This is a genomic window from Pseudooceanicola sp. HF7 (assembly GCF_011806405.1).
Classification (GTDB): Bacteria; Pseudomonadota; Alphaproteobacteria; order Rhodobacterales; family Rhodobacteraceae; genus Pseudooceanicola.
In genome coordinates, this window is sequence record NZ_JAATOW010000012.1 from 49579 (window position 1) to 68503 (window position 18925).

Consider the following 18925-nt stretch of genomic DNA (forward strand, 5'->3'; position numbering starts at 1 on the left):
TCTTAACGCGGAGAGCGCTTTGCCAGGATGCGCTGAAGCGTGCGGCGGTGCATGTTCAGCCGGCGCGCGGTCTCCGACACGTTGCGATCGCACAGCTCGTAGACCCGCTGGATATGTTCCCAGCGAACGCGGTCCGCGCTCATCGGGTTTTCCGGCGGCGGGGGCAGCTCATCGCCATTGGCCAGCAGCGCATTGGTGATATCCGTGGCATCGGCGGGCTTTGACAGGTAATCGGTCGCGCCGATCTTCACCGCCGCCACGGCGGTGGCGATGGCCCCGTAGCCCGTCAGGACCACGACCCGGCAATCGGGGCGTTTTTCCCGCAGGATCTCGACCACATCCAGCCCGTTGCCATCCTCAAGCCGCAGGTCGCAGACCGCATAGGCAGGGGGGCGGGCGGTGGCAATGGCCTTGCCGGCGGCGACGCTTTCGGCGGTCTCGACCTCGAAACCGCGCTTTTCCATCGCCTTTGCCAGACGCTTCACAAAAGGCTCGTCATCATCAAGCAGAAGCAGCGTTCTGTCTTCACCGATATCCAGCTGGTCTTCCATCGCGGCCCGTTCCTCCGGCTCTGCGCCGGACGTGTCCCCCTGAGGGTGCGTCCGCGCGTCATACTTTCTTAGACCCGTTCCAGGATGCCGTCAAACAACGCCTCACCGCGCGTTGCAGCCGGTTTTCAAGGCTTTGACGCCACTTACCCCCTGTATTACATGCGAAAACCCGGCGCATTCCGTCACGCATTCCGCCGTGCATTCCCCCCGCTTTGGGGCCATCATGCCGAAACACCTGCAAAGACCCGCATATCAAATTCCAGAGGACCCGATGCCCGATACCGGAACCGAACCCCAGTCAGACCTGGAATTTCCGATCCTGAAGGGAGAGAACCGCGGCAACTGGATTCGCCTGCGCACGCTGATCCTGCTGCGATGGGGCGCGATTACCGGCCAATTGTCCGCGCTTATTGTCGCGAGCGAGATCTACGGGCTGCAACTGGAATACGGGCTGTGCTTCTTCGTGGTCGGGCTTTCGGTCCTGGGCAATATCGTGGCCAGTTTCATCTTTCCCGAAAACAAGCGCCTGACAGAGGCAGAGAACCTGTTCATGGTGCTCTTCGACCTGCTGCAACTTGGGCTGCTGCTGTACCTGACAGGCGGGCTGCACAATCCCTTCTCCGTCCTGATCGTCGGGCCGGTGACGGTTTCGGCCGCCGCCCTGACGGCGCGCTCGACCATCTTCGTGGGCTCCGCCGCGATCATCGTCGTCACCCTGCTGGCGGAATTTCACCTGCCCTTGCGCACCGCATCGGGGCAGGTCCTGCAGGTGGCAGAGCTGTTCCTGTTCGGGAACTGGCTGGCCATCGTCATCGCGGTGATCTTCCTGGGCATCTACTCGCGCTGGATCGTGACGGAGATGCACTCCATGTCCGATGCGCTGCAAGCCACCCAGCTTGCCCTTGCGCGCGAACAGAAACTGACGGACCTGGGTGGTGTGGTCGCCGCCGCCGCCCATGAGCTGGGCACGCCGCTCGCCACGATCAAGCTGACCTCTTCCGAGCTGATAGAAGACCTCTCGGACAGGCCGGAACAGCAAGAGGACGCAAGGCTGATCAACGAACAGGCCGACCGCTGCCGCGATATCATGCGCTCCATGGGGCGGGCCGGCAAGGATGACCTGATGCTGCGCAGCGCGCCCCTGTCCACGGTGATAGAGGAAGCCGCCGAACCCCACCGCAGCCGCGGCAAGCAGATCCATTTCACCCATGGCGACCTCACGGAAATGCCCCCCGCCATCGTGCGCCGGCCAGAGCTGATCCACGGGCTGCGCAACCTGGTGCAGAACGCCGTCGATTTCGCCAATAACGCGGTCTGGGTGCAAAGCTCCTGGGATGCGTCACGGATCACGATCCGCATCATGGATGACGGCGAAGGCTTTTCGCCCACGATGCTTGGCCGGATCGGCGATCCCTTCGTGCGCCGCCGCCGCATGCCCGCCGAAGGCATGGCGCGCCCGGAATACGAAGGCATGGGGCTGGGCCTGTTCATTGCCAAGACCCTTCTGGAACGCACCGGCGCTGAGCTCAGCTTTACCAATCGCAGCGGGGAAGGGCGCAGTGGCGCCATCGTCGTCGTGACCTGGCCCCGTGACCGCATTGATGCGCAAAGCCCGGCAAATGCCCTGCCTTTGGGAAAGAACCAGCCGTTCAATTGATAAAACACAAACGCTCCCTTTAACTTTACAGGGTTATCCAAAGTTTAATTCGTGATATTACAAATTTTATTCCCTGAATGCGTCCCGGTTAATCTTTTGTTTACCAAACGCTTCAAAAGCTGATGTCCCGGGGAGGTAGCGAATTTGAACTTGTCGGAACAAACATCATTGGCCGGTCTCGGGTTTACCGAAGTCGGCCTGGCACTGATGATCAGCCTGGCTTTGACTGCCACCTGCATCACGGTCATCGCACTTTGCGCCAGACGTCAGCCTGCGCGCCACGTGGCAGAGGTGGACAATTTCGGTCACATCAATCACGCGGTCTTCATTTTCGATGAACAGCGGATGATCTCCGCCCCCCGCGACTGGCGCGAGGCAATGGATGACAGCGGCCTGGAAGGGTCTGACTGGGAACGGCTGCATCTCATGCTGTCGCAACGCTTTCCCGGCATGCCGGAGCTGCCCGAACTGCCTGAGGGAGAGACCTTTCGCATTTATTCCGCCACCCTTGCGGATGATGATGCCGTCCTGCGGATCCGTCAGGTGGGCACGCGGCTGCGGATCACCGTGCGCGAAAACGGCCCCGGCGGGCTGAGCGACCGGCACAAGGCGCGGCTGGACCAGATCCGCCTCAAGCGCCTTCAGCAAGCGGTAGAGAAGATCTCGATCCCGGTCTGGTCGATGGATTTCGATGGCCGGATCCTGGAAGAGAACCCCGCCTTCACGGCACTGCGCCAACAGCAGACCGGGGCGCATGACATCACCGCACCGCTCCTGCGCGGAAGCGAAACCGAACACGACCAGCCCGATTTCACCTATCGCGTCATGCTCGATCCGCGCGGGCGCTCCCCGGAACGGTGGTACGATGTCTCAGCCCACCGGCACCAGGGCGGCTGGCATTGCGCCGCGCAGGACATGACTGCCCTCGTGCGCGCCGAACTGGCCCAGCGGAACTTCGTCCAGACCCTGACCAAGACCTTTGCCCAGCTCTCCACCGGGCTGGCGATCTTTGACCGGGACCGCCAGCTGATCCTCTTCAACCCATCGCTGGTGGACCTGACCAGCCTGTCGCCGGAATTCCTGACCTCGCGGCCGACGCTGATCCATTTCTTCGACAATCTGCGCGATCGCCAGATCATGCCGGAACCGAAGAACTACGCCTCCTGGCGCGAACAGCTGAGCGCGCTGGTCTCTGCCGCCGCGGACGGGCGCTACCAGGAAACCTGGTCGCTGTCCTCGGGCGCCACCTACCGGGTCACTGGCCGGCCGCATCCCAATGGCGCCGTGGCCTTCCTGTTCGAGGATATCACCGATGAGATCCTCATGACCCGGCGCTTCCGCCAGCAGCTCTCCCTGTCCCAATCCGTGCTGGACGCGATCTCCGATGCCATCGTGATCTTCGATGCCCAGGGGATCATGAGCTATTGCAACAGCTCCTATCGCCACCTCTTCCAGATCAAGGAAAATGCAGACCTGTCAGAGGTTTCGATCCAGGATGCCCACCGCATGTGGGCCCGCAGGGCCTCTGCCCTGGGCGACCTGGACCAGGTGCTGGCACGGCTGACCTCGCGCCGGGAAAAGCGCGCCGAGGCCAGCGAATATACCCTGGCCCTGCGCGGCGTCGGGGAGGTGCCCTGCCGCGTCCAGACCCTCGTCGCCGGGGCCTGCATGGTCTCCATCGGGCCGCTGCGGGATGTCGCGCTTGTGCCCGAAGCGGAGCAGCGCAAGCTGGGCCATGTGCCCGGCAAACGCCCCGGCTCCACCCCCCAGGAAACCGCCGCAGAGTAACCTGCTGTTGCGGTATATGGCACGGCTCCGTTAAGATGCGGAACGCACCAGGGGGGAAATCCAGTGAACGAACCGCCGCGCAACATCCCTGCATCCCCGGGCACGACCCAGCCGGCCAGCCCCGGCGCGGCCCAGCCAAAGGTCGATTCCACCCTTTCCAAGGGGCTGCTGATCCTTGAGGTGCTGACCGCCTCCCATCGCGCCATGGGCGTGACCGAACTGGCCCGCGAACTTGACCTGACCAAGTCCAACGTCTTTCGCCTGCTCCAGACCCTCTGCGTGCTGGGCTATGTCCGCCATACCGCCGACAAGCAGTACGAGGCCACGCTGAAGACCTGGCAGGTGGGCCGCGCCGTGGTCGAGAACCTCAACCTGCGCGACCTGGCCGCGCCGCAGATGCGGATGCTCTCCGATGAAACCGGCGAGGCGGTCTACCTGGCCGTGCCGGAGGGTCGCACCGTCATCTACATCGATAAGATCGAAAGCCGTCAGCCGATCCGCACCTGGAGCCCCGTTGGCGGCACGGCCCCCATTCACGCGGTCTCGACCGGCAAGGCGATCCTGGCCGCCGACTACCCCCGCTTCCGCCCGCTGCTGGACGGCTTTCTTGAGCGCCACACAGACCGGACACTGACTGATCTCACCGCGCTCGACGCAGAGATGAAGGCAACGGCTGACCGCGGCTATGCCATTGATATCGGAGAGTTTCGTGACCGCGTGCATGGCTATGGCGCGGCGGTCCTGCTGCCGGACGGGCAGGTCGTGGCCTCCATCGGGATCTCCCTGCCGGACCTGAACCTGCCCCAGGATGCCGATGCCCGCTTTGGCCCGCTGGTGCGCCAGGCCGCGCAGGGCGTCACCGCGCGCCTGGCCCGCGCCTGAAGGCTGCCCTTCAAGACGCAGGCCAACGCCAAAGGGCCGCCGCGCGATCAGGCCTTTTCCGGATAGGCCACCGGCCCGCCCTTCAGCTTCCAGCCGTCGAAGCCGTCCTTCAGATGGGCGACCTCCAGCCCCATGTCCTGCAGCGTTGCCGCGGCCAGGGCAGAGCGCCACCCGGCCGCGCAATGCAGCACGAAATCACGGTCCTCTCCAAAAACGGGCAGGAAATAGGGGCTTTCCGGGTCCACCCAGAACTCGATCATGCCGCGCGGCACATGCAGGCTGCCGGGGATGAACCCCTCGCGCCGCCGCTCGCGGATGTCGCGCAGGTCCACGACCAGCAGCCGGGGATCCTCCATCCGCGCGATCAGCGCCTCTGTCTCCACTTCCTCGACCCGTGCCCGCGCTTCCGCGATCATGTCCGCCACGTTCATCTTCAGTTTTCGCATGCGATTCCTCCCTTCGATGCGCAGAACTTGTGCTGCCATATGATATGTCGATGCCAAATGTTGACACCACAGGCCCGCTTCGCCACTCTCCTCCTGTCGCTCAGACGGTCCGCTGACAGGAGCCTTGCAGATGCGGAACAATTCCGCGAGTCCACTTTGGAGCCATTCTGCCGCAGAACCCCCCTTGGATGCCGCCTCAGGCGATGTCTTCGAGGGTCCGGCAGAGGTAGCGCTTGCCGTGATCGGCGGCGGCTTCACGGGGCTGTCCACCGCCCTGCACGCAGCACAGAAGGGGCTCGATTGCCTGGTGCTGGAGGCGCAGCAGATCGGCCATGGCGGCTCCGGGCGCAACGTCGGGCTGGTCAACGCCGGCCTCTGGCTGCCCCCCGGCGCCGTGCGCGCCAAGATGGGCGACAGCGCCGGTGCGCGCTTCGTGGACTACCTGGGCCACGCGCCCGCCTATGTCTTTGACCTGATCGAACGCCACCAGATCCGCTGCGACCCCCGCCGCAACGGCACGATCCACGCCGCCCATTCGCCCAGGGGGTTCCGCGACCTCCAGGCCCGTGCCGCGGACTGGCACGCCCTGGGCGCGCCGGTCGACCTTCTGGACGCGGAACAGACCACCCGGATGACCGGGACAATGCAGTTCCACGGCGGGCTGCTGGATCACCGTGCCGGTACCATCAACCCCGAAGGCTACACGCGCGGGCTGGCCCGGGCCGCCCGCGCCGCCGGGGCGCGCATCGCCACCGGAACAGAGGTCACCGCGCTAGAGCGCAAGGGCGATCACTGGCACCTTGCCACGCCGAAGGTCAGGGTGCGCGCCCGCAACGTGGTGATCGGCACCAACGCCTATTCCGGCGCGCTCTGGCCCGCCCTGCGCGACAGTTTCACGCCGATCTCCTTCTTCCAGCTCGCCACCGCCCCGCTGGGGGCAGAGGCCGCGCATATCCTGCCGGGCGGGCAGGGGCTCTGGACCACGGCCAGGGTCATGGCCTCGCTCCGGCGGGATGCGGATGGGCGGATCATCATCGGCTCCATGGGCAGCATCAGCCCCGGCCTGTCGCACCGCTGGGCCAACCGGATGCTGCAACGCCTCTTCCCGGAGCTCCCCCCGCTGGGGTTCGAGGCCGCCTGGCATGGAACTATCGCCTTTACCCCCGATCACCTGCCGCGCATCCACCGCCTGGCCGACGGGCTTTACACGCCCATGGGCTACAACGGGCGCGGCATCACCACGGGCACCCTTTTCGGCAAGGCGCTTGCCGATCTGCTGACCGGCACGCCGGAACAGGATCTGCCCCTGCCCCTCACCACGCCGCAGGCCGATGCCATGCGCCACCTCAAGGCGCCCTTCTACCGGCTCGGCTTTGCCCTCAACCAGCTTGTCAAAGCGATCTGATCCATGACCCAAATACCCCTTCGCGTCGGTGTCGATATCGGCGGCACCTTCACCGATGTTGCCCTTACGCACCCCGGCGGCCTGGCCTCGGCCAAGGTGCTGACCGATTACACCCGCCCAGAGGATGCGATCCTTGACGGCATCCACCGCGCCTGTGCCAGTGCCGGGGTCGCGCCCTCTGGCATCGCCCAGGTGATCCACGGCACCACGCTGGTCACCAACGCCCTGATCCAGCGGCGCGGGGCGAAGACCGCCTTCATCACAACCGAAGGCTTCCGCGACGTGGTCGAAATGCGCTCCGAAAACCGGTTCGAGCAATACGACCTAAACCTGCAGCTGCCCAAGCCCCTGGTCCCCCGCAAGGACCGCTTCACCCTGGCAGAGCGCCTGGATGCGGATGGCAACGTCCTGCTGCCCCTCGACCCGGCAGAGCTGGCCCAGGTGGTCGACCGGATCCGCAAGGGTGGATACCAGGCCGTCGCCGTCGGCTTCCTGCATTCCTACGCCAACCCCGCGCATGAACGGCAGGTCGGCGCGGCCCTGCAAGAGGCGCTGCCCGGCGTCTCCGTCTCTCTCTCCTCGACGATCTCTCCGCTGATGCGAGAGTTCGAGCGCTTCAATACCGTCATCGCCAATGCCTATGTCCAGCCGCAGGTCGCCGCCTACCTTGGCCGCCTTGTCGACCGTCTGGCGGGCGAAGGCATCGCGGCGCCCGTCTACATGCTGCATTCCGGCGGCGGGCTGATCTCTGTCGAAACGGCTGCCGAACAGCCGGTGCGCCTGCTGGAATCCGGCCCCGCCGGTGGCGCGATCTTCGCGGCAGAGCTGGCCCGCGCCCATGGGATCGACCGCGCGCTCTCCTTCGACATGGGCGGCACCACCGCCAAGATCTGCCTGATCGAGGACGGCCGCCCCAAGACCGCCAATACCTTCGAGGTCGCGCGCACCTACCGCTTCAAGAAGGGCTCCGGCATGCCCGTCTCCACCCCCGTGGTGGAGATGGTGGAAATCGGCGCGGGCGGCGGCTCCATAGCCTCGGTCGATGCCATGGGGCGCATCCAGGTCGGCCCCGCCTCTGCCGGATCCGAACCCGGCCCGGCCTGTTACCAGCGCGGCGGCACCGATCCCACGGTGACCGATGCCAACCTGATGCTGGGCCGCCTTGATCCCCGCGACTTCGCCGGTGGCGCCATCCCCCTGTCGCCCGACCTCTCTGCCACGGCCATGGAACAGCTGGCCCCCTCCGGCCTCTCGGGGACCGAGGCCGCCTTCGGCGTGACCGAAATGGTGGATGAGAACATGGCCAACGCCGCCCGGGTCCACACGGTGGAAAACGGCCGGGACATCGAAAGCTTCACCATGGTCGCCTTCGGCGGAGGCGCGCCCCTGCACGCCTGCCGACAATGCGAAAAGCTGGGCATCACCGCGCTGCTGATCCCGCCGGGCGCGGGCGTGGGCTCTGCCATCGGCTTCCTCAAGGCGCCCTTCAGCTACGAGGCGACGCGCGGCCTGTTCCAGCGCCTCGATCGCTTCGACTGCGCCACGGTCAACGCCACGCTGGAGGAGATGGAGGAAGAAGCGCGCGGCTTCCTGGGCGATACCTCCGCCCCCGTCACCACCCGGCTCACCGCCTTCATGCGCTACGCCGGGCAGGGCTGGGAAATCCCCGTGGTGCTCGACCAGACCCGCTTTGCCGATGGCGATCTTCCTGCCCTGCGCAGGGCCTTTGAAACCGCCTACCGCCAGCTCTTCGGACGCATCATCGAGGACCTCGCGGCAGAGGTGACGAACTGGTCCCTCGTCCTTGCCACCCAGACTCCGGACCCCGCGCCGGTCACCCGCGCCCCCGGCACCGCCGCCCCGCGCGACACCCGCAAGCGAAAGCTCTTCGATGCCGGCCTGCGAAAGGAGGTCGAGGCAACGGAGGTCCCCCGCAGCGCCATGACCCCCGGCACCCGCATCGACGGCCCCGCCGTGATCACGGAGGCAGAGACCACCACGATCGTCACCGCCGCCTTCACCGCTATCGGCCAACCCGACGGCGCCCTGCTGCTGACCCGGAAAGAGGGCTGATCCCATGTCCACGCTCGATTACCAGATCATGTGGTCCCGCCTCATCGCCGTGGTGGAAGAACAGGCCACCACGCTGATCCGCACCGCCTTCTCCACCTCCGTGCGCGAAGCCGGCGACCTTTCTGCCGGGCTCTTCGACCGGCAGGGGCGCATGATGGCCCAGGCCGTCACCGGCACCCCCGGCCACGTCAACGCCATGGCGGAATCGGTCGGCCATTTCATCCGCGAGATCGGCGCCCAGAACATCCAGCCCGGCGATGTCTACCTGACCAATGACCCCTGGATGGGCACGGGCCACCTGCATGACTTCACCGTCACCACGCCGGTCTTCCGCCACGGGGTGCACATCGGCTTCTTCGCCTGCACCGCCCATGTGGTCGATATCGGCGGGCGCGGCTTCGGCCCCGACGCGAACGAGGTCTACGAAGAAGGCCTCCTGGTCCCGATCATGAAATTCGCCGACCGGGGCGCGGTCTCTGACATCCTTCTCAACATGCTGCGCTGGAACACCCGCCAGCCCGACCAGGTGATCGGAGACCTCTATTCCCTGGCCGCCTGCAACGAGGCCGGGGAAAAGCGCCTGCAGGCCATGCTGGACGAATTCGCCCTCGATGACCTCGACGGGTTGTCGCAATTCATCATGGAGCGCTCCCGCGCCGCCACCCTGGCCGCCATCGCGAAACTGCCCGATGGCGGCTACGGCAACTGCATGACCGTGGATGGCTACGATGACCCCGTGGACCTTGCCGTCACCCTGACGGTGGCCGATGACACCCTGACCGCCGATTTCACCGGCACCGGGCCGATGTCCCGCTTCGGCGTCAACGTGCCAGAGGTCTACACCCGCGCCTATGCCTGCTACGCGCTGAAATGCGCCATCGCGCCGGAGGTGCCCAACAACACCGGCTCCCTCGCCCCCTTCACGATCACCGCGCCCGAAGGCTGCATCCTGGCCGCGAAACGCCCCGCGCCGGTCTCCGTGCGCCACGTGATCGGCCACCTGGTGCCCGACGTGGTGCTGGGCGCGCTGCACAAGGCACTGCCGGGGACCGTACCGGCAGAAGGGGCCTCCGCGCTCTGGAACATCCAGATCTCGGCCCGCGCCACGGACCCGGCCTCTGATCTGCCCCCGGCCGAAGTGCTGATGTTCAACTCCGGCGGCACCGGCGCGCGCCCCACCCTGGACGGGCTCTCGGCCACGGCCTTTCCTTCCGGCGTGAAGACCATGTCGGTGGAAGCCACGGAACACGTCGGACCCATCGTGCTCTGGCGCAAGGACCTGCGCGCCGGCTCCGGCGGGGCCGGCACCCACCGCGGCGGCCTCGGCCAGGTGATCGAGATCGAGGCGCGCCAGGGCTACCACTTCTGGTTCAACGCCATGTTCGACCGGGTCGACCACCCCGCACGGGGCCGCGAAGGCGGCCAGCCCGGGGCGCGCGGCGCGGTCGAACTGGCCGATGGCACCCAGCTGCGCGCCAAGGGCCGCCAGTATGTGCCCGCCGGTGCACGGCTGCGCCTGTCCCTTCCCGGCGGCGGCGGCTACGGTGCCCCGGAAGACCGCGACCAGGGCGCCATCCGCGCTGACCTGGCCGCCGGCTATATCACCCTGCAAGACGCCCGCGAGACCTACGGGCTGACCAAGGACGGAGAAGAAGATGACTGACAAACCCATCGCCATCGTGACCGGCGCCGCCCAGGGCATCGGCTATGCCTGCGCCGAAGTGCTGGCCGAACAGGGCTTCACCCCTGTGCTGGTCGATATCCAGGAAAGCGTCCATGCCTCGGCCGGCAAGCTGGGCACAAAGGGCTATATCTGCGACATGTCCGACCCGGCAGAGATCAAGGCCACCTTCGGTCAGATCGCCGATGATCTCGGCGCGCCCACCGCGCTGGCCCATTGCGCCGGCATCGCCCTGCCCGGAGATTTCCTGACCACCTCGGTGGAAGACTTCAAGAAGGTCATCGACCTCAACCTGGTGGGCACCTTCGTCGCCAACCAGGCCGCCGCGAAACTGATGGTCGATGCCGGGATCGAAGGCGCGATCGTCAACATGTCCTCCATCGCTGCCCTGCTGGCGAACCCGGCAATCAGCTCCTACGTCGCCTCCAAGGCTGGCGTCACCGGTTTCACCAAGGCCGCCTCCCTGGCACTGGCGCCGCACAACATCCGCGTCAACGCGGTCGGCCCCGGCTCGATCGACACGGCGATGATGGCCGCAGTGAACGCCAACCCGGCGGCCATGGAGACCGCCATGTCCCGCACCCCGCTGAAACGCCTGGGCACCGCCCGCGAAGTGGCTGAAACCGTCGCCTTCCTCGCCGGTCCGAAGTCCAGCTACATCACCGGCGAAACGATCTATATCGACGGCGGCCGCCAGGGCCTGAACTACACCTGCTGAGCGCAGCGGGCGACCACGCCCCTGCCTTTCTTCTTGCCGAGAAACTCTGGGGGGAACGAAACAGGGGGGCATCGAGCCCCCCTGTTTCGTGGGGGGCAAAGCCCCCCGCCAGCGCTTAAAGCCGGCCTAACGCCCCGTGCGCTGCGCACCGACGTGATACCGACGTATTACCGACGCAAAACAGACGCCGCACCGACGCCCTTTGCAGGTATCATGACACCTCACCCGCCAGCAGGGAGGCATTGCCCCCCGCAGCGGTCGTATCCACGCAGAGATGCCGCTCAAGGAAGACATGGCCCACGTCCGGCAGCGCCGTGATCAGCGGCAGGATGGGCCCGTCACGCCGGCTCAGCGCCAGCGCCAGGTCCCGCGCCTGCTCCGCATCCCCCCACCAGAGCACACCACCGATATCCCCGGCCTTGGCAACGTCTTCCGGCCCCAGCCCCTCACCAGGCAAGGCCCGTCCGCCCAGCGCCTGCACCGCCTGGATCTGTGCCTGCACATCCGGGCCCAGGCACAGCAGCGGCGCCCGCGGGGTCAGCAACAGCCTGTTCAGCTCCCCCGTCGGTCCGGGCATCAGGATCTCCTGTGCCTGCGGCGCCGAAAGCGCGTCGCCGGGCCTGGCAGGACGTTGGTAGCGGGTCAGGTAGTTGGGGCCACCCGCCTTCGGCCCCGTCCCGGAAAGCCCTTCGCCGCCAAAGGGTTGGCTGCCCACGATCGCGCCGATCTGGTTGCGGTTCACGTAGATGTTGCCGGCATGAACCGCTTCGCAAATCTCCTGCACCCGCGTGTCGATCCGAGTGTGCAGACCGAAGGTCAGCCCGTAGCCGGACCCGTTGATCGCGTCGATCACCTTGTCGATCTGCGCCGCCTTGTAGGTCGCGACATGCAGCACCGGACCAAAAACCTCGCGCTCCATCTCCGCGATCCCGCCGACCTTCAGCAGCACAGGCGCCACGAAGGTGCCCCCCTGCGGGGCCTCGAGCTGGTGCAGGATGTCCTTGCCGCGCGCGGCCAGGTACTCCTCGATCCCCTGCTTGGCCTCGTCATCGATCACCGGGCCGATATCCGTGCTCAGATCCCAGGGGTTACCAACCCGCAACTCATCCATGGCACCCTTGATCATCTCGATGATCTGCGGGGCGATATCCTCTTGAACATAAAGGCATCTCAGGGCCGAGCACCGCTGGCCGGCACTCTGGAAGGCAGAGGCCACGATGTCCCGCACGGCCTGTTCGGGCAGCGCGGTGGAATCCACGATCATGGCATTCAGCCCGCCGGTTTCCGCGATCAGCGGCGCGCCGGGATCCATGGCCGCGGCCATGGACTTGCGGATCATCTTGGCCGTGTCGGTGGAGCCGGTGAAAGCCACGCCGGACAGCCGGGCATCCCCGGTCAGCGCCGCCCCGACCGCGCCATCGCCCGGCAGCAGCTGCAGCACCTCGGCCGGCACGCCGGCCTCATGCAGAAGCCGCACGCCCATGGCCGCGACAAGGCAGGTCTGCTCTGCCGGTTTCGCCAGCACGCCATTGCCCGCCGCCAGAGCGGCAGATACCTGGCCGGTGAAGATCGCCAGAGGGAAGTTCCAGGGGCTGATCGCCGCGAAGACACCGCGCGCCGCATCGGCCCGTGCCGCGCCCTGATCCGCGTAATAGCGCAGAAAATCAACCGCCTCGCGCAGCTCGCCTACCGCGTCAGGCAGGCTTTTCCCGGCTTCTTTCGCCAGGACGGCGAAGAGCGGACCGTAGTTTTCCTCGTAAAGATCGGCGGCCCGGCGCAGCACCGTGGCGCGCTCTTCCGGGCTGGCCTGCCAGGGGGTAGCGGCCGCGATGGCCCCCTCCACGCAGGCGGCATCGGCTTCCGTCACCTGGGCCACGGTAGAGCCATCGGCGGGGTTCACCACCGCGCGGGGGCTGCCGCTGACCGGGCCTGCCACCAGGGGGGCAGCATCGGGGATCTCCGCCGCGCGCGCGGCGTCGATCCGGGCCAGCTCTGCCTCATCGGTCAGGTCGAAGCCCATGGAGTTGCGCCGCGTGCCGAATATCTCCTGCGGCAAGTCCAGACCGGCGGGGCGCTTGGCCTCTGGCAGAAGTTCGAAGGGATCGCGGGCGATCACCTCTGGGGTGACCTTCTCATCCACGATCTGGTTCACGAAGCTGGAGTTGGCCCCGTTCTCAAGCAGGCGCCGCACCAGGTAGGCCAGCAAATCCCGATGCGCCCCGACCGGCGCATAGATCCGGCAGCGGTTCTTGTGCTCTGCCATGACGATATCGTGCAGACGCTCGCCCATGCCGTGAAGGCGCTGGAATTCATAGGAAATGTCCCCCACCATCTCCAGGATGGCAGATACGGTATGCGCATTGTGCGTGGCGAACTGCGGATAGATCCGGTCCGCGTAGCCGATCAGCTTCCGGGCGTTGGCAATATAGCTGACATCGGTCGCCGGGCGGGTGGTGAACAACGGGAAATCCTCCAGCCCCTCGACCTGGGCCAGCTTCATCTCCGTATCCCAATAGGCGCCCTTGACCAGCCGGACCATGATCCGGCGATCCAGCCGCGTGGACAGGGCATAAAGCCAGTCGATCACCTGGGCGGCGCGCTTGCCATAGGCCTGCACCACCACGCCGAAGCCGTCCCAGCCGGCCAGCTCCTTGTCTTCCATGACCTTCTCGATGACCTTCAGGGACAGCACCAGCCGGTCCTGTTCCTCTGCATCGATGTTCAGCCCCATGCCCGCCTTGGCCGCCTGCCGGGCCAGGTCGCGCACGACCGGCACCATCTCTTCCAGCACGCGGTCCTCGTGGGCCACTTCGTAGCGGGGATGCAGCGCGGAAAGCTTGATGGAGATCCCGGGGTTCGCCTCCACGGAGCCCTTCGTGCAGGCGCTGGCGATCGTGGCGATCGCGTCGGCATAGGACTTTGCATAGCGGTTGGCATCCGCCCGGGTCATCGCCGCTTCGCCCAGCATGTCGTAGCTGTAGGTATAGCCCTGGGCTTCCAGCGACTTGGCGCGATCCAGAGCCTTATTGATGGTCTCACCCAAAACGAACTGACGGCCCATTTCCTTCATCGCCCGGGTGACGGCGGCACGGATGACCGGCTCACCCAGGCGTTTCACCGCGCCCCGCAAGGTCGAGGCCATGCCCGGCTTTTCGTCTTCCAGGACCCGCCCGGTCAGCATCAGCGCCCAGGTAGAGGCATTGACCAGCGGGGAAGAGGCGTGGCCCATGTGGCTGGACCAGTCGGAGGGGGCGATCTTGTCCTCGATCAGCGCGTCGATGGTCAGCTTGTCCGGCACCCGCAACATGGCCTCTGCCAGGCACATCAGCGCCACGCCCTCGCGGGTGGACAGGCCGTATTCGCCCAGGAACAGCTCCATCAGCGTGGGCTTCTTGGAGCCTCGGATCTTGCGCACCAGCTCCGCCGCCTGGTGAGAGATCATCTCTCGCGCGCTCTTGCTCAGGGCCGCGTCGGCCACCAGCCGTTCAAGCACTACTGCCTCGGGGGCATGTTTCGCTGCGCCTTGCATGGAATCGAACTGGGTCATCTGGATCTCCGCGTTTCTGAGGGCGTTTTACCCCACTCGCTCTGGCCCTTTCGCCCAAAGGTGGCCTATTCTGTATGCGCTTCGACCAAAATAAACGGGACTTTCAGACGATGAGCCTTGATACGCTTGATGCGATGGACCGCAAGATCCTGGCGGTCCTGCTGGACGATGCCCGTATTTCCATGGCGGAGCTTGCCCGCACGGTCGGTCTTTCCAAGACGCCCGTCGCCGCTCGGGTCCGGGCGCTTGAGGCGCAAGGGTTGATCACAGGCTATCGCACGATGCTTTCGCCCGTAAAGCTGGGTCTGACCCATGTCGCCTTTGTTGAGGTCCGAATGTCGGATACGCGGCAGGCAGCGCTGGAACAGTTCAACACGGCGGCCCGCACCATTCCCGAGATCGAGGAATGCTACATGATCGCCGGGGGGTTCGATTACCTGCTGAAGGTCCGTACCCGGGATATCGCGGAATACCGGCAGGTCATGGGCGAACGGATTTCCACCCTGCCGCATGTCTCCGCCACGTCCACCTTCGTGGCGATGGAGGCGGTCTTTGAACAGAAGGCGCCTGATATCGGGTGACGGTCCCCGGGCGCTCAGGTCAGGACGCCGCGCAGCTCCTGTTGCAGGGCACGCAGGGGCGGCAGGTAGCGCGGTGGGATCTCTTCGGGGGCTTCGCCCCGGACCGGCAGGCCCAGGTTCAGCGCCGCCACCACCTGCCCGCGCGAGTCATAGACCGGTACCGCGATCGACCGAAGACCCATCTCTATCTCCTGGTCGTTCATCGAATAGCCGGTGCTGCGGACCTCGGCCAGGTGCTGCATCAGTGCGTCCACGTCCGTCAGGGTCAGCGGCGTGCGCGGGGTGCGTTCCATTCGCTCCAGGCGGGCGCGGGCCTCGTCCTCGGGCAGGGCGGCCAGCAGGATGCGGCCCATGGAGGTGCAGAAGGCGGGCAGGCGCGATCCCGGCATCAGCGCGATGGACATGACTTTCCGCTGGGTGGCGCGGGCGATGTAGACGATCTCAAGATCATCAAGGATGGAGATGGAGGAGCTTTCGCCCAGGGCGTCGGACATCCGGTCCAGCATCGGCTGGACGATCTGCGCCAGGGGCAGGGTGGCCAGGCAGGCCGTGCCCAGCCGCAGCACCCGGGGAGTCAGGGTGAAGTACTTGCCGTCGTAGCTGGCATAGCCCAGCTCCGTCAGGGTCAGCAGGCAGCGCCGTGACGTGGCCCTGTCCAGCCCGCTGGCGTTGGACACATCGGTGATCGACTGGCGCGGGCGTTCGGCAGAGAATGTCTCGATAACGGAGAGGCCCTTTGCGAGGCCGGAGATCATGTCACGCGGGTTCATTGGGTCGTCCATTCTGTGCGATATCCGAACAAAGGTAGCATATCGCACAAACTCACTTGCCGTCGAGGGGAGCGGGGGCCTAAATCGCCCTGTACAAGGAGACTCGCCATGGACAAGACATGCCCCGGCCTCAAAGAGGCTGTTGCGGAAATCCCGGACGGCGCGGTTGTGATGATCGGCGGGTTCGGTGGCTCCGGCGCCCCGATCGAGCTGATCCACACCCTGATCGACGCCGGCCCGAAGAACCTCACCGTGATCAACAACAACGCCGGCAACGGAAAGATCGGCATCGCCGCGATGATCGATGCCGGCATGGTCGCCAAGATGATCTGCTCTTTCCCGAAAAGCTCCGATCCGCGCGCCTTTACCGATCGCTACATGGCCGGAGAGATCGAGCTTGAGCTGGTTCCCCAGGGCACGCTTGCGGAACGCATCCGCGCGGGCGGTGCCGGGATCCCGGCCTTCTACACGCCCAGCTCCTACGGAACGGAACTGGCAGAGGGCAAGCCGGTCGCTGAATTCGACGGCCGCCCCTACGTGCAGGAACGCTGGCTCAAGGCAGATTACGCGCTGATCAAGGCCGAACTGGCCGATCCCTATGGCAACCTGACCTACCGGATGGCCGCGCGGAACTTCAATCCGCTGATGGCCGCCGCCGCAGAGAAGACCATCGTTCAGGCGCACAAGATCGTGCCCGCCGGGGATATCGAACCGGAGCAGGTGATCACGCCCGGCATCTTCGTCGACAAGATCGTCGAGGTCGCCGATGCGAAGCAGGAAGAAGAACTCATTCGCGCGGGGGTGACCTATGACTGACGTGAAGCTTTCCAACGCACAGATTGCCTGGCGCGCAGCCCAGGACATCGAGGACGGCGCCTATGTGAACCTGGGCATCGGTTTCCCGGAAATGGTGGCGCAATACACCGTGGAGGGCCGCGAGGCGATCTTCCACACGGAGAACGGCGTGCTGAACTTCGGACCGGCGCCCAAGCCCGGCGAAGAAGACTGGGACCTGATCAACGCTGGCAAGAAGGCCGTGACGTTGAAACCCGGCGCTGCCTTCTTCCATCATGCGGACAGCTTCGGCATGGTCCGCGGGGGTCACCTTGACGTGGCCATCCTGGGCGCGCTGCAGGTGGCCCAGAACGGGGACCTGGCCAACTGGCGCGTCGGCAACAAGGGCGTTCCGGCCGTGGGTGGCGCGATGGACCTGGTCCACGGGGCCAAGCGCGTGGCGGTGATCACCGATCACGTCACCAAGAAGGGCGACCCCAAGCTGGTTGACAGCTGCACCTTCCCGCTGACCGGGGTGGGCTGCGTGACCCGCGTCTATACCTCTCTTGCCGTGGTGGATATCGAGGACGGCCATTTCGTCCTGCGCGAGAAGCTGCCTCAGCTCTCCATGGATGAGCTGCGCGCGGTGACCGGTGCGGAACTGCACCTTGACGGCGACGTTGGTGAACTGATCGTTCCCGAGCTCTGAGCGAAGATCCTCCGCAACGCCCGCACTCAAGCGGGCGTTGCCATTCTGGCCCCGGGGCCGCTGCGAATTACATGTCCGGCCATGGGCCGTGACAAGAGGAGTGAGACATGACCGAAGCATTCATCTGCGATTACATCCGGACCCCGATCGGGCGTTTCGGCGGCACGCTTGCCAGTGTCCGGGCCGATGACCTGGGTGCCATCCCGCTGAAGGCGCTCATGACGCGCAATGCCGGCGTGGACTGGGAGGCCGTGGATGACGTGATCTTCGGCTGTGCCAACCAGGCCGGTGAAGACAACCGCAACGTCGCCCGCATGTCCCTGCTGCTGGCCGGTCTTCCCGAAACGGTCCCCGGCACCACCATGAACCGTCTTTGCGGCTCCGGCATGGATGCCGTCATCACCGCCGCCCGCGCCATCAAGGCCGGCGAGGCAGAGCTGATGATCGCCGGCGGCGTGGAATCCATGTCCCGCGCACCCTTCGTCATGCCGAAGGCGGAAACTGCCTATTCCCGCAACAGCGCGATCTACGACACCACCATCGGCTGGCGCTTCGTGAACCCAGTGATAAAGAAGCAGTACGGCGTCGATTCCATGCCCGAAACGGCCGAGAACGTGGCCGAAGATTTCGATATCGCGCGTGACGCGCAGGATGCCTTCGCGCTGAATTCCCAGGAAAAGGCCGCCGCCGCGATTGCCTCTGGCCGCCTGGCGAAAGAGATCACGCCGGTCAACGTCAAGCGCCGCAAGCAGGACGATCTTGTCTTCGACACGGATGAGCATCCCCGCGCCTCCACGCTTGAGAAACTTGCCAAGCTGCCGACCCCCTTCCGCGAAGGCGGCACGGTCACGGCGGGCAATGCCTCTGGCGTCAACGATGGGGCCGCGGCGCTGATCGTCGCCTCTGGCGAAGCGGTCAGGAAATACGGCCTGACCCCGATCGCCCGCGTCCTGGGTGGCGCGGCGGCCGGTGTCCCCCCGCGGATCATGGGCTTTGGCCCGGCGCCTGCCTCCAAGAAGCTGATGGCGCGGCTGGGGCTGCAGCAATCCGACTTCGACGTGATCGAGCTGAACGAGGCCTTCGCCTCTCAGGGGCTGGCCACGCTGCGTGACCTGGGCATCGCGGATGACGACCCCCGCGTGAACCCCAACGGCGGCGCGATCGCGCTTGGCCACCCGCTGGGCATGTCCGGCGCCCGGATCGCCGGCACGGCGGCCCTGGAGCTGGCCGAGAAATCCGGCGGCAAGGCCCTGGCCACCATGTGCATCGGCGTGGGGCAGGGCATCGCCATCGCGCTGGAACGCGCCAATTGATCCAGCGCGGACAGGGCTGAAGATGGCGCT

The 18925-nt window shown here is 66.0% G+C and carries 15 protein-coding genes; 11 read left to right on the forward strand and 4 right to left on the reverse strand.

The window, feature by feature from the left end; genetic code table 11:
• Positions 1-2: 2 nt before the first annotated feature.
• Positions 3-551, reverse strand: coding sequence for an ActR/PrrA/RegA family redox response regulator transcription factor (locus HCZ97_RS09100; protein WP_167688391.1), 549 nt, complete (start codon positions 549-551; stop codon positions 3-5).
• Positions 552-822: 271 nt separating this feature from the next.
• Between HCZ97_RS09100 and regB the strand changes: the two genes are divergently transcribed.
• From regB to HCZ97_RS20820, 3 genes are all read left to right on the forward strand, one after another.
• Positions 823-2208, forward strand: a complete 1386-nt coding sequence (gene regB, locus HCZ97_RS09105) for a sensor histidine kinase RegB (RefSeq protein ID WP_167688392.1) — start codon at positions 823-825, stop codon at positions 2206-2208.
• Between the two features lie 168 nt (positions 2209-2376).
• Positions 2377-3996, forward strand: a complete 1620-nt coding sequence (locus HCZ97_RS09110; protein WP_167688393.1) for a PAS-domain containing protein — start codon at positions 2377-2379, stop codon at positions 3994-3996.
• 63 nt (positions 3997-4059) lie between these two features.
• The gene (locus HCZ97_RS20820; protein WP_368484342.1) at positions 4060-4878 is read left to right on the forward strand and encodes an IclR family transcriptional regulator; all 819 of its coding nucleotides are present in this window, start codon (positions 4060-4062) and stop codon (positions 4876-4878) included.
• Between the two features lie 47 nt (positions 4879-4925).
• On the opposite strand, the gene HCZ97_RS09120 is transcribed toward HCZ97_RS20820, so the two are convergent.
• Entirely contained in the window at positions 4926-5324 is a 399-nt protein-coding gene (locus tag HCZ97_RS09120; protein WP_167688394.1) for a rhodanese-like domain-containing protein, read from the reverse strand.
• A 184-nt stretch (positions 5325-5508) separates the two neighbouring features.
• On the opposite strand from HCZ97_RS09120, the gene HCZ97_RS09125 reads away from it, so the two are divergent.
• The 4 genes from HCZ97_RS09125 to HCZ97_RS09140 are packed head-to-tail and all read left to right on the forward strand — an operon-like array spanning position 5509 to position 11201.
• Positions 5509-6729, forward strand: a complete 1221-nt coding sequence (locus HCZ97_RS09125) for an FAD-binding oxidoreductase (protein ID WP_254871437.1) — start codon at positions 5509-5511, stop codon at positions 6727-6729.
• Positions 6730-6732: 3 nt separating this feature from the next.
• Entirely contained in the window at positions 6733-8802 is a 2070-nt protein-coding gene (locus tag HCZ97_RS09130; RefSeq protein WP_167688396.1) for a hydantoinase/oxoprolinase family protein, read from the forward strand.
• A 4-nt stretch (positions 8803-8806) separates the two neighbouring features.
• On the forward strand, positions 8807-10465 hold the full coding sequence (locus tag HCZ97_RS09135; protein ID WP_167688397.1) for a hydantoinase B/oxoprolinase family protein: 1659 nt from the start codon (positions 8807-8809) through the stop codon (positions 10463-10465).
• Positions 10458-11201 carry an SDR family NAD(P)-dependent oxidoreductase gene (locus HCZ97_RS09140; RefSeq protein ID WP_167688398.1) on the forward strand — a complete coding sequence of 248 codons (744 nt, stop codon included), beginning with the start codon at positions 10458-10460 and terminating at the stop codon, positions 11199-11201. Before HCZ97_RS09135 ends, HCZ97_RS09140 begins: the two co-directional genes overlap by 8 nt.
• Before the next feature lie 211 nt (positions 11202-11412).
• On the opposite strand, the gene putA is transcribed toward HCZ97_RS09140, so the two are convergent.
• Positions 11413-14748: a bifunctional proline dehydrogenase/L-glutamate gamma-semialdehyde dehydrogenase PutA gene (putA, locus tag HCZ97_RS09145; protein WP_167688399.1), complete on the reverse strand. Its 3336-nt coding sequence runs from the start codon at positions 14746-14748 to the stop codon at positions 11413-11415.
• A 110-nt stretch (positions 14749-14858) separates the two neighbouring features.
• Here putA and HCZ97_RS09150 point away from each other — a divergent pair, with 110 nt between their 5' ends.
• A complete protein-coding gene (locus HCZ97_RS09150; RefSeq protein ID WP_167688400.1) occupies positions 14859-15329 on the forward strand; it encodes an Lrp/AsnC family transcriptional regulator in 471 nt (156 codons plus the stop codon).
• Between the two features lie 14 nt (positions 15330-15343).
• Here the strand turns inward: HCZ97_RS09150 and HCZ97_RS09155 are convergent, their stop codons facing one another.
• A complete protein-coding gene (locus HCZ97_RS09155; protein ID WP_167688466.1) occupies positions 15344-16099 on the reverse strand; it encodes an IclR family transcriptional regulator C-terminal domain-containing protein in 756 nt (251 codons plus the stop codon).
• A gap of 108 nt (positions 16100-16207) precedes the next feature.
• On the opposite strand from HCZ97_RS09155, the gene HCZ97_RS09160 reads away from it, so the two are divergent.
• From HCZ97_RS09160 to pcaF, 3 genes are all read left to right on the forward strand, one after another.
• The gene (locus tag HCZ97_RS09160; RefSeq protein ID WP_167688401.1) at positions 16208-16915 is read left to right on the forward strand and encodes a 3-oxoacid CoA-transferase subunit A; all 708 of its coding nucleotides are present in this window, start codon (positions 16208-16210) and stop codon (positions 16913-16915) included.
• A complete protein-coding gene (locus tag HCZ97_RS09165; protein WP_167688402.1) occupies positions 16908-17582 on the forward strand; it encodes a 3-oxoacid CoA-transferase subunit B in 675 nt (224 codons plus the stop codon). Before HCZ97_RS09160 ends, HCZ97_RS09165 begins: the two co-directional genes overlap by 8 nt.
• A gap of 107 nt (positions 17583-17689) precedes the next feature.
• Positions 17690-18895 (forward strand): 3-oxoadipyl-CoA thiolase, encoded by a 1206-nt coding sequence (gene pcaF, locus HCZ97_RS09170; protein ID WP_167688403.1) that lies wholly within the window; start codon positions 17690-17692, stop codon positions 18893-18895.
• Positions 18896-18925 lie beyond the last annotated feature (30 nt).